At 34.2% G+C, this 11,951-nt stretch carries 12 protein-coding genes and 1 pseudogene; 8 read left to right on the top strand and 5 right to left on the bottom strand.

Going from position 1 to position 11,951, the window contains the following annotated elements:
• Positions 1-17: 17 nt before the first annotated feature.
• Together SACI_RS06885 and SACI_RS12415 are read right to left on the bottom strand one after the other, a co-directional pair.
• The gene (locus SACI_RS06885) at positions 18-848 is read right to left on the bottom strand and encodes an integrase (RefSeq protein ID WP_015385614.1); all 831 of its coding nucleotides are present in this window, start codon (positions 846-848) and stop codon (positions 18-20) included.
• A gap of 20 nt (positions 849-868) precedes the next feature.
• Positions 869-955, bottom strand: a pseudogene (locus SACI_RS12415) (putative integrase); the annotation flags it as partial.
• Positions 956-1,181: 226 nt separating this feature from the next.
• Here SACI_RS12415 and treZ point away from each other — a divergent pair.
• The 7 genes from treZ (at position 1,182) to SACI_RS11925 (ending at position 7,813) form a co-directional block, all read left to right on the top strand.
• A complete protein-coding gene (gene treZ / locus SACI_RS06880; RefSeq protein WP_011278268.1) occupies positions 1,182-2,852 on the top strand; it encodes a malto-oligosyltrehalose trehalohydrolase in 1,671 nt (556 codons plus the stop codon).
• Entirely contained in the window at positions 2,849-4,990 is a 2,142-nt protein-coding gene (gene glgX / locus SACI_RS06875; protein WP_011278267.1) for a glycogen debranching protein GlgX, read from the top strand. The genes treZ and glgX overlap by 4 nt, the downstream gene beginning before the upstream one ends.
• Positions 4,987-6,591 (top strand): malto-oligosyltrehalose synthase, encoded by a 1,605-nt coding sequence (locus SACI_RS06870; RefSeq protein WP_238375756.1) that lies wholly within the window; start codon positions 4,987-4,989, stop codon positions 6,589-6,591. Before glgX ends, SACI_RS06870 begins: the two co-directional genes overlap by 4 nt.
• Positions 6,555-6,842, top strand: coding sequence for a hypothetical protein (locus SACI_RS12250; protein WP_238375755.1), 288 nt, complete (start codon positions 6,555-6,557; stop codon positions 6,840-6,842). Before SACI_RS06870 ends, SACI_RS12250 begins: the two co-directional genes overlap by 37 nt.
• Positions 6,843-6,861: 19 nt before the next feature.
• On the top strand, positions 6,862-7,149 hold the full coding sequence (locus SACI_RS12245) for a DUF1953 domain-containing protein (RefSeq protein ID WP_238375754.1): 288 nt from the start codon (positions 6,862-6,864) through the stop codon (positions 7,147-7,149).
• A 141-nt stretch (positions 7,150-7,290) separates the two neighbouring features.
• Entirely contained in the window at positions 7,291-7,509 is a 219-nt protein-coding gene (locus SACI_RS06865; protein ID WP_011278266.1) for a hypothetical protein, read from the top strand.
• The gene (locus SACI_RS11925) at positions 7,481-7,813 is read left to right on the top strand and encodes a hypothetical protein (protein WP_015385859.1); all 333 of its coding nucleotides are present in this window, start codon (positions 7,481-7,483) and stop codon (positions 7,811-7,813) included. Before SACI_RS06865 ends, SACI_RS11925 begins: the two co-directional genes overlap by 29 nt.
• Here SACI_RS11925 and SACI_RS06855 read toward each other — a convergent pair.
• Genes SACI_RS06855 through SACI_RS06845 form a run of 3 tightly spaced genes read right to left on the bottom strand, consistent with a single transcriptional unit; the run spans position 7,771 to position 9,447 of the window.
• Entirely contained in the window at positions 7,771-8,091 is a 321-nt protein-coding gene (locus SACI_RS06855; RefSeq protein WP_011278264.1) for a hypothetical protein, read from the bottom strand. The genes SACI_RS11925 and SACI_RS06855 overlap by 43 nt on opposite strands.
• On the bottom strand, positions 8,091-8,483 hold the full coding sequence (locus SACI_RS06850; RefSeq protein WP_011278263.1) for a hypothetical protein: 393 nt from the start codon (positions 8,481-8,483) through the stop codon (positions 8,091-8,093). Before SACI_RS06850 ends, SACI_RS06855 begins: the two co-directional genes overlap by 1 nt.
• The gene (locus SACI_RS06845) at positions 8,458-9,447 is read right to left on the bottom strand and encodes an NAD(P)/FAD-dependent oxidoreductase (RefSeq protein WP_011278262.1); all 990 of its coding nucleotides are present in this window, start codon (positions 9,445-9,447) and stop codon (positions 8,458-8,460) included. Before SACI_RS06845 ends, SACI_RS06850 begins: the two co-directional genes overlap by 26 nt.
• Between SACI_RS06845 and SACI_RS06840 the strand changes: the two genes are divergently transcribed.
• Entirely contained in the window at positions 9,448-11,943 is a 2,496-nt protein-coding gene (locus SACI_RS06840) for a valine--tRNA ligase (RefSeq protein WP_011278261.1), read from the top strand.
• Positions 11,944-11,951: the final 8 nt, after the last annotated feature.

The following is an 11,951-nucleotide window of genomic DNA, read 5'->3' as shown; positions in this document are numbered from 1 at the left end:
GAAAAATTCGTTTTGAGTCACTCGGCGTAGCGTCTGTAGTCTTTCTTGGCGAGGGCTAATAAGTTGAGATAATGCTTGCCAAGAATCGAAGAAGGCGTCCTGCCCTGCATGAAATCGATTACCTCGGCACTAACTCCGAGCTCCGCGAGTTTAGTAGTCACGAATTTGCGTACATATTTCGGCGCTATCCCTTTCTCATGCAATAAATTCTTCGCGTAGTTGTACGTTATATCAGTCTTAGCTATAGACGAAATGTGAAAGACATAGAACACTTTCTTTGGCCCTCTAGTCCAGTTGAGCGTGTATACGTAGAAGCCGTCCTCTTTCACGTTGTTCTTCTCGTCATACTCATTGAGAACCTTTACAGCCTCCCTAAGCCTTATACCGCTCTCAAGGAGGAGCTTGAAGACTAGCTCTACCTCAATACCTCTAACAGCCTCCAACCACCTCCCTATCTCGTCAGCTCCTGGAACCTTAAGATCAACACCAGACTTTTTCGTTTTCAGCTTTTTCCATGCCTCAAGATCCCCTTTCCACTTGTAGAACTTCTTCCAGGCTAGGATAGAGTTCTTAGCATTACTAGGGGGCTTCTTCAGATAATTGATATACTGCCTGCAAGTTTCCTCACTGGCCATTTTCAAACAATATTCATAAAATTCAATTAATTCCTTTTCCGTGAGACCATTTTTGCCCTCCCTAGAAGTAAGGGAGTTTAGGGCAAATCCCTTACTCTCTTCATCATTTGAAAGAGGGGTTTTAGGGGATTCCTCCCCTAACCAGGGCTTTGGCCCCTGGGACCAGGGTTCGAGTCCCTGCCCGGCTACCTTTGAAAGGTTAGGGGGATACACCCTAATACCCCACTTCTATCTTACAATTTCAGGTAAGTCTTTACTAGGTCAACTAAAGCACCAACGTAAGTCTCCTTCGTCTTACCACCTTGACTCTTCTTGATAAAGTAAACATAATATCATCCATAGACTTACCTTATTCTTATATTACCATATGATTTTATTATTTTGTATTTCTATTAGATAAGTCCCACTCATAGAACAAATGATGGTTTTAACTTATATACTAAATACTCTAATAACTCAACAATAATAAGAATTTAATCAGTTCTGATAAGTATTTTCACTCGAAAACATTTAAATATATTAAGACATAATTTCTATTTAAACAGCATGTTTTCGTTCGGTGGAAATATTGAAAAAAATAAAGGTATCTTTAAGTTATGGGCACCTTATGTTAATAGTGTTAAGCTGAAGTTAAGCAAAAAACTTATTCCAATGGAAAAAAACGATGAGGGATTTTTCGAAGTAGAAATAGACGATATCGAGGAAAATTTAACCTATTCTTATATTATAGAAGATAAGAGAGAGATACCTGATCCCGCATCACGATATCAACCTTTAGGAGTTCATGACAAATCACAACTTATAAGAACAGATTATCAGATTCTTGACCTTGGAAAAGTAAAAATAGAAGATCTAATAATATATGAACTCCACGTTGGTACTTTTTCCCAAGAAGGAAATTTCAAAGGAGTAATAGAAAAGTTAGATTACCTCAAGGATCTAGGAATCACAGGAATTGAACTGATGCCTGTGGCACAATTTCCAGGGAATAGAGATTGGGGATACGATGGTGTTTTTCTATACGCAGTTCAAAATACTTATGGCGGACCATGGGAATTGGCTAAGCTAGTAAACGAGGCACATAAAAGGGGAATAGCCGTAATTTTGGATGTTGTATATAATCATATAGGTCCTGAGGGAAATTACCTTTTAGGATTAGGTCCTTATTTTTCAGACAGATATAAAACTCCATGGGGATTAACATTTAATTTTGATGATAGGGGATGTGATCAAGTTAGAAAATTCATTTTAGAAAATGTCGAGTATTGGTTTAAGACCTTTAAAATCGATGGTCTGAGACTGGATGCAGTTCATGCAATTTTTGATAATTCGCCTAAGCATATCCTCCAAGAGATAGCTGAAAAAGCCCATCAATTAGGAAAATTTGTTATTGCTGAAAGTGATTTAAATGATCCAAAAATAGTAAAAGATGATTGTGGATATAAAATAGATGCTCAATGGGTTGACGATTTCCACCACGCAGTTCATGCATTCATAACAAAAGAAAAAGATTATTATTACCAGGATTTTGGAAGGATAGAAGATATAGAGAAAACTTTTAAAGATGTTTTTGTTTATGATGGAAAGTATTCTAGATACAGAGGAAGAACTCATGGTGCTCCTGTAGGTGATCTTCCACCACGTAAATTTGTAGTCTTCATACAAAATCACGATCAAGTAGGAAATAGAGGAAATGGGGAAAGACTTTCCATATTAACCGATAAAACGACATACCTTATGGCAGCCACACTATATATACTCTCACCGTATATACCGCTAATATTTATGGGCGAGGAATATTATGAGACGAATCCTTTTTTCTTCTTCTCTGATTTCTCAGATCCCGTATTAATTAAGGGTGTTAGAGAAGGTAGACTAAAGGAAAATAATCAAATGATAGATCCACAATCTGAGGAAGCGTTCTTAAAGAGTAAACTTTCATGGAAAATTGATGAGGAAGTTTTAGATTATTATAAACAACTGATAAATATCAGAAAGAGATATAATAATTGTAAAAGGGTAAAGGAAGTTAGGAGAGAAGGGAACTGTATTACTTTGATCATGGAAAAAATAGGAATAATTGCATCGTTTGATGATATTGTAATTAATTCTAAAATTACAGGTAATTTACTTATAGGCATAGGATTTCCGAAAAAATTGAAAAAAGATGAATTAATTAAGGTTAACAGAGGTGTTGGGGTATATCAATTAGAATGAAAGATCGACCATTAAAGCCTGGTGAACCTTATCCTTTAGGGGCAACTTGGATAGAGGAAGAAGATGGAGTTAATTTTGTACTATTCTCTGAGAACGCCACAAAAGTAGAACTGTTAACGTACTCTCAGACTAGACAAGATGAGCCAAAGGAAATAATAGAACTTAGACAGAGAACCGGAGATCTCTGGCATGTTTTTGTACCTGGTTTAAGACCAGGTCAGTTGTATGGGTACAGGGTGTATGGTCCATATAAACCAGAGGAAGGGTTAAGGTTTAATCCTAATAAAGTACTGATAGATCCTTATGCAAAAGCTATAAACGGATTATTACTATGGGATGATTCGGTCTTTGGATATAAAATTGGAGATCAGAACCAGGATCTCAGTTTCGATGAGAGAAAAGACGATAAATTTATACCTAAAGGGGTCATAATAAATCCTTATTTTGATTGGGAGGACGAGCATTTCTTCTTTAGAAGAAAGATACCTTTTAAGGATAGTATAATTTATGAGACACATATAAAAGGAATAACTAAATTAAGGCAAGATTTACCGGAGAACGTTAGAGGCACTTTTTTGGGTTTAGCATCAGATACTATGATTGATTACCTAAAAGATTTAGGAATTACAACCGTTGAGATAATGCCTATTCAGCAATTTGTAGATGAGAGATTCATTGTCGATAAAGGGTTAAAGAACTACTGGGGTTACAATCCGATAAATTATTTCTCTCCTGAATGTAGATACTCAAGCTCAGGCTGTTTAGGAAATCAGGTCATTGAATTTAAGAAGTTGGTAAATTCTTTGCATAACGCTGGGTTAGAGGTAATAATAGACGTTGTATATAACCATACAGCAGAAGGAAACCATCTTGGACCTACTTTGAGTTTCAAAGGAATAGATAATAGTTCGTATTACATGCTGGACCCTAAAAATAAACGTTATTATATTGACTTCACAGGAACAGGGAATACGCTTAATTTGTCTCATCCAAGAGTTTTGCAATTGGTTTTGGATAGCTTACGCTACTGGGTTCTCGAGATGCATGTAGATGGTTTCAGATTTGATCTCGCATCTGCCCTAGCAAGACAACTATATAGCGTGAATATGTTATCGACTTTCTTTGTTGCTATACAACAGGATCCTATCTTATCACAAGTTAAGCTGATAGCAGAGCCGTGGGATGTAGGACCTGGCGGTTATCAAGTAGGTAATTTTCCATATCTATGGGCTGAATGGAATGGTAAATATAGGGATACAATAAGAAGATTCTGGAGAGGGGATCCAGTACCTTATGAGGAGTTAGCAAACAGGTTATTAGGGTCTCCTGACCTTTATGCAGGTAGTAATAAAACTCCTTTTGCCAGTATAAATTACATTACTTCTCACGACGGCTTTACATTACAAGATTTAGTAAGTTATAATCAGAAGCATAATGAGGCTAATAAACTGAACAATGAGGACGGAATGAATGAAAATTATAGCTGGAATTGTGGAGTAGAAGGAGAAACTAACGATTCTAATATTCTTTATTGTAGAGAAAAACAAAGAAGAAATTTTGTAATAACATTATTTGTTAGCCAAGGTATACCAATGATCTTAGGGGGAGACGAAATAGGAAGAACACAAAAAGGCAACAATAATGCTTTTTGTCAGGATAATGAGACAAGTTGGTATGATTGGAACCTTGATGAAAATCGTGTAAGGTTTCATGATTTTGTGAGGAGACTTACCAATTTTTATAAAGCTCATCCGATATTTAGGAGGGCTAGATATTTTCAGGGTAAGAAGTTACACGGTTCCCCATTAAAGGATGTGACGTGGCTAAAACCTGACGGCAATGAAGTTGATGATTCAGTGTGGAAATCTCCAACAAATCATATTATTTATATATTAGAGGGAAGTGCTATCGATGAAATAAATTATAATGGAGAAAGGATAGCTGACGACACTTTTCTAATTATTTTGAATGGAGCAAGTACTAATCTTAAGATAAAAGTACCTCATGGAAAATGGGAGTTAGTGTTACATCCTTATCCACATGAGCCATCTAACGATAAAAAGATAATAGAAAACAACAAAGAAGTAGAAATAGATGGAAAGACTGCACTAATTTACAGGAGGATAGAGTTCCAGTGATATCAGCAACCTACAGATTACAGTTAAATAAGAATTTTAATTTTGGTGACGTAATCGATAACCTATGGTATTTTAAGGATTTAGGAGTTTCCCATCTCTACCTCTCTCCTGTCTTAATGGCTTCGCCAGGAAGTAACCATGGGTACGATGTAATAGATCATTCAAGGATAAACGATGAACTTGGAGGAGAGAAAGAATACAGGAGATTAATAGAGACAGCTCATACTATTGGATTAGGTATTATACAGGACATAGTACCAAATCACATGGCTGTAAATTCTCTAAATTGGCGACTAATGGATGTATTAAAAATGGGTAAAAAGAGTAAATATTATACGTACTTTGACTTTTTCCCAGAAGATGATAAGATACGATTACCCATATTAGGAGAAGATTTAGATACAGTGATAAGTAAAGGTTTATTAAAGATAGTAAAAGATGGAGATGAATATTTCCTAGAATATTTCAAATGGAAACTTCCTCTAACAGAGGTTGGAAATGATATATACGACACTTTACAAAAACAGAATTATACCCTAATGTCTTGGAAAAATCCTCCTAGCTATAGACGATTCTTCGATGTTAATACTTTAATAGGAGTAAATGTCGAAAAAGATCACGTATTTCAAGAGTCCCATTCAAAGATCTTAGATTTAGATGTTGATGGCTATAGAATTGATCATATTGATGGATTATATGATCCTGAGAAATATATTAATGACCTGAGGTCAATAATTAAAAATAAAATAATTATTGTAGAAAAAATTCTGGGATTTCAGGAGGAATTAAAATTAAATTCAGATGGAACTACAGGATATGACTTCTTAAATTACTCCAACTTACTGTTTAATTTTAATCAAGAGATAATGGACAGTATATATGAGAATTTCACAGCGGAGAAAATATCTATAAGTGAAAGTATAAAGAAAATAAAAGCGCAAATAATTGATGAGCTATTTAGTTATGAAGTTAAAAGATTAGCATCACAACTAGGAATTAGCTACGATATATTGAGAGATTACCTTTCTTGTATAGATGTGTACAGAACTTATGCTAATCAGATTGTAAAAGAGTGTGATAAGACCAATGAGATAGAGGAAGCAACCAAAAGAAATCCAGAGGCTTATACTAAATTACAACAATATATGCCAGCAGTATACGCTAAAGCTTATGAAGATACTTTCCTCTTTAGATACAATAGATTAATATCCATAAATGAGGTTGGAAGCGATTTACGATATTATAAGATATCGCCTGATCAGTTTCATGTATTTAATCAAAAACGAAGAGGAAAAATCACACTAAATGCCACTAGCACACATGATACTAAGTTTAGTGAAGATGTAAGGATGAAAATAAGTGTATTAAGTGAATTTCCTGAAGAATGGAAAAATAAGGTCGAGGAATGGCATAGTATCATAAATCCAAAGGTATCAAGAAATGATGAATATAGATATTATCAGGTTTTAGTGGGAAGTTTTTATGAGGGATTCTCTAATGATTTTAAGGAGAGAATAAAGCAACATATGATAAAAAGTGTCAGAGAAGCTAAGATAAATACCTCATGGAGAAATCAAATAAAGAATATGAAAATAGAGTAATGGAATTAGTGGAAGAAACTTTTACCAATAAGGATTTCATTAAAAGTTTCATGAAATTTGAAAGTAAGATAAGAAGGATAGGGATGATTAAGAGCTTATCCTTGGTCGCATTAAAAATTATGTCAGCCGGTATACCTGATTTTTATCAGGGAACAGAAATATGGCGATATTTACTTACAGATCCAGATAACAGAGTCCCAGTGGATTTTAAGAAATTACACGAAATATTAGAAAAATCCAAAAAAATTTGAAAAAAATATGTTAGAGTCTATGGACGATGGAAGAATTAAGATGTATTTAACATATAAGCTTTTATCCCTAAGAAAACAGTTGGCTGAGGATTTTTTAAAGGGCGAGTATAAGGGATTAGATCTAGAAGAAGGACTATGTGGGTTTATTAGGTTTAACAAAATTTTGGTAATAATAAAAACCAAGGGAAGTGTTAATTACAAACTGAAACTTGAAGAGGGAGCAATTTACACAGATGTATTGACAGGAGAAGAAATTAAAAAAGAGGTACAGATTAATGAGCTACCTAGGATACTAGTTAGAATGTAAGTTATAATAATCCGATTTTTATGTGACAAGATTTACGCTTACGAAAAGGACTGTTAAATCAACTTTTATGTGAATTATGAAACGTAAATTATAAGTTTCCTGAGGATAAACATATATATCTCTATCTCTCATTGATATCACATGAGTATTAGATTAAGGGGAAGTAATTCTTACGGACATTCAGGCTGGTTTACAGTATACTGTAGAATATGTAATAGGAAAATAAGAATAGGAACGGACTTAGTCTACAAATGCCCTAAATGTGAAAAGAAGTATAACGCATTCTTCTGTGAAGCAGATGCTAGGGGATTAAAGAAAAAGTGCCCATACTGTGGTACTGAACTTGTCAGTGCAATTTAAGACTCAAATAGAAGGTAAAAATATTTTTATACTGAATAATGAGTTGTTTTACGCTGATACGGATATAGTTATTCGAAATCAAGATTTTATTAAGAAACTCACCTTTACACAATATAATAAGATTGCCTATATTGACATGGACATAGAAACGACAGAATTTAAGATATTAAGATTAGTAGTGTGTAAAACTAGAATAAATATTTATGTTTGCAACGTAATTGGTAAATTGAAAGAAACTAATTTTGAAAATCTAGAGGAGATTTATGGTAAAATATTAGAGGAGATTGATAAAGTTATAAGATAACCTTTACTTTTCAGCTTAGATGATACCTCATTTATTAACTCCGCAAGTTTTTTTGCATTAGTAGAGGAAAATCTGACATGTATTTCCAGTTTCCTCAACTGATTAAAAATTGTAAAAACGACTATCAAAGAATCATCAGAAGGAGAACATACTAAAGAACCACCTGTTCTCACCACACTACAAAGATCCACTAACTCTTTTTCTATCATATCAATGACCGTAGCCGACATGACATACTCTGGGTTAGGAGGTAGAATTTTATATTCTAATTCAAACATTAGCTCACCAACTTTACATTAACTCTCTTGATAGGTATCTTTAATTTCTCAAAAATCTTTCTTACATAATCTGCGTAAGCAGGATTTCCTGATACAATTTTAAGTTTAAGTTTACGATAATTCATCTCTAGAACAGTCCTACCATCATTATAAACGTATGCCTTCCCTTTTACCCTGCCATAAACATTCTTTATAAATATTAACTGTATAAAAGTTCCTTTATCTGGTATTATCACTAATTGACGAGTTCCGTTCTTGTAAACTGGATTGAGTTTAGATTTTACTTTTATCTCCTTAACCTCTACTATATTCTCTCCTTCTACTTTAAATAATAGAGTTCTTATCGCGTGTTTACCAGATTTACTACTAGAGTTTTCTAAGTAAACTTCCACCTTTTATCGACCTCACAGATTCTGCTATCCCCTCAAAAGTTATTTTATCCTCTAGATACGCATCTATTAGAATCTCGTTCTTAAAAAACAATCTTAAAAATTGCTTCCTTAGAGAAAGCGATGAGTTAAGATATAACTTTAGAAACATGTGTTGAACAGAAATTGCCTCATGTATTTTTTTAAGTTCTTCTGATAGATATTTGTTAAAATCTTTCCCATTCTTAATAGCCTCAAACGCTTTTACTGCTGAAATTGCAGAAGGTCTTATTCCTTCACCACTCAATGGGAATAACAAACCCCTAGCTTCTCCTATCTTATAATTCGTTTCATGAATGGGAGAAATCGATATTGGGGCACCTCTTATGTCCACTATTTTGTATTCCCTGTCACCGAATTTCTCTTTTATGTATTTTAACGTTAAATCTCTAGAATTTTTATCTTCAATGAAACCAGCACCTATGTTATAAACTCCGTCTTCGGATGGAAATATCCAATAAAATCCGGTATATTTCGTATTAAATTCAATTACTGCCTCGTCATCGAATTTATCGGTTTTAAGAAGAACTCTGGTTGTATAAACAACTTTTCTATCTAAATCATATGGACCTTTTGAGTCTATTGTCATGTCAAACTCTTTTCCATTAAAATTACCAACATACGAGAAATCCACTTCTTTCCTCATGTCGTTGATCCATTTCCACTTATCAATTACTATCCATTTAGTACTCCTATACTGAATGTCGTAAACTCTCTCGCCATCTAGATAAAACGCGAATCTCTTTATATCGTACTTCCTAGGCCACGAATTAGGAGGTTCAAAAACATTAGGTACAATATCTCCACAAGGCTTTATGTACCTATCTTTGATATCAAAAATCTTAACATAATTATTGGTATATTTTTTAATGAGATAAGCTAATAATGATCCTGACACTCCTCCACCTAATATTGCAATTTTAAGCACATGACTATTTCTGCGTTAGAACTTATAAGCTACTATACTAAGTTTTTATCAATGTTATCTCAAGACGAGATAAACAAGAAACTTGAGGAATGGCCTAAACATTATGATCCTAAGGGGATTGAACTAAAATGGCAAAATATATGGATGACCAAGGAGTTTTGGGAAAAAGTTTTCCGATTTAGAGACGAAGATGAAAAATCTCCTGTATTTGTAATAGATACTCCCCCTCCATTTACGAGCGGAGAACTTCACATGGGTCATGCGTATTGGGTCACTATCTCAGATACTATTGGTAGGTTTAAGAGACTTGAGGGTTATAACGTTCTGTTACCTCAAGGTTGGGATACACAGGGCTTACCTACAGAATTAAAAGTACAATACAAACTAAAAGTACCGAAAGAAAACAGAGAATTATTTTTGAAAAAATGTATAGAATGGACTGAAGATATGATAAAAAGTATGAGAACAGCAATGATCAGATTAGGATACAGAGCAGAATGGGAGAGGTTTGAATATAGAACCTACGAGAGTAAATATAGAAGAATTATACAAAAAAGTTTGATAGATATGCACAAAATGGGTTTAGTGGAAATGAGAGAAGGACCGGTCTACTGGTGTCCTAAATGTGAAACAGCGTTAGCACAAAGCGAAGTAGGATACAAAGAAGAAGATGGAGTATTAGCTTACATACTTTTCCCATTTGTAGATGGTGAGGGAGGAGTTACCATAGCTACAACTAGACCAGAACTGTTAGGAGCAACTCAAGCAGTAGCTGTAAACCCTGATGATGAAAGATACAAGTCTTTAGTAGGCAGAAAAGTCAAAATACCACTCTTTGACAAGGAAATCAGTATAATTGCAGATAAGGCTGTTGAGATGACATTTGGAACTGGAGCTGTGATGATAAGTACATACGGAGATCCTCAGGATATCCGTTGGCAATTAACATATAGGTTACCTGTTTATGAAGTCGTAGATGATAAGGGAAAGATCAAAAATACTAACGGGCTGCTTGATGGATTAACCGTTAAAGAGGCTAGGAAAAAAATTATTGAAATACTAAAAGAAAAAGGTTATCTCATAAAAGTAGAGAAAATAACTCATAATGTTTTGGCTCATACGGAAAGAAGTGATTGTTTATCTCCCATAGAGTTCTTGATAAAGAAACAGATCTACATAAAAGTATTAGAGTGGAGAAATAAACTGCTAGAAGATTATAAGAAAATGAAATTTACTCCGCAGAGAATGAGCTATTACCTTGAGGAATGGATAAAAAATCTTGAATGGGACTGGAACATTAGTAGACAAAGAGTCTACGGTACACCACTACCATTCTGGTATTGTGATAATGGGCATTTAATACCTGCCCCAGAAGAAGTACTACCAATAGATCCTAGTAAAGTAAATCCACCTGTAGAGAAATGTCCACATTGTGGATTAGATTTAAAACCTGTTAAAGATGTTGCTGATGTCTGGGTTGACTCCAGTGTTACAGTATTGTATTTGACAGGATTTTATGATGATAAAAGTAGATTTACAAAGACATTTCCATCGTCCTTGAGACTGCAAGGCACTGATATAATAAGAACATGGTTATTTTATACCTATTATAGGACTCTAGCCCTTGCAGGAAACATACCTTTCAAAGAAGTGTTAATTAACGGTCAAGTTTTAGGACCAGACGGAACAAGAATGAGTAAGAGTAAGGGTAATGTAGTTAGTCCTTTAGATAAGGTTGACGAGTATGGAGCTGACGCAATAAGGTTAACATTACTTGATGCGAAAATAGGAGACGACTTTCCATTTAAATGGGATACTGTAAAATCTAAAAAGCTACTACTTCAGAAGCTATGGAATGCAGGTAGATTATCTTATCCATTCATAGGTAAAAAGAAGATAAACAAACCAAGTAAACTACATGAAATAGATAAATGGATCCTGCAGGAGCATAAGAAATTTGTACAGCAATCCATAGAGGCATATAGAAACTATGACTTCTACATTGTAGTTGAGTCCATATATTCCTATTTCTGGGAAACTATTGCAGATGAGTACTTAGAACTAATAAAACACAGGCTATTTATGGAGGATGAGTCAGCAATATATACATTAAGCAGAATAATCAAAGACCTACTTATCTTACTATATCCTATTGCTCCCCACATAACCGAAGAAATGTACGAAAGACTTTACGGTGATAAGATGAGTATAGCCCTAGAGAACTTACCTGATACAAGTGATTTAGAGGATGATGGAGAAGCACAGAAATTAGGAGAATATATCAAAAAAGCAACTTCAGCAATAAGGACACTTAAAATACAAAATAGGTTAGCTATACCTACTCCAATTTCGGTTAAAATTTATGGACCTGATGATTTCATTGCAAAAATAAAAATAATAGAAGAAGATCTAAAGAAAACCTTAAAATTAATTGATATTATTTACCAAGAAAATAACGAAATAAAAGTAGAACTATTATCAGACCATGGGAGTTAAGCTCATCC

Source organism: Sulfolobus acidocaldarius DSM 639 (genome assembly GCF_000012285.1).
Classification (GTDB): Archaea; Thermoproteota; Thermoprotei_A; order Sulfolobales; family Sulfolobaceae; genus Sulfolobus; species Sulfolobus acidocaldarius.
This window is presented reverse-complemented; position numbering and strand designations above follow the sequence as displayed.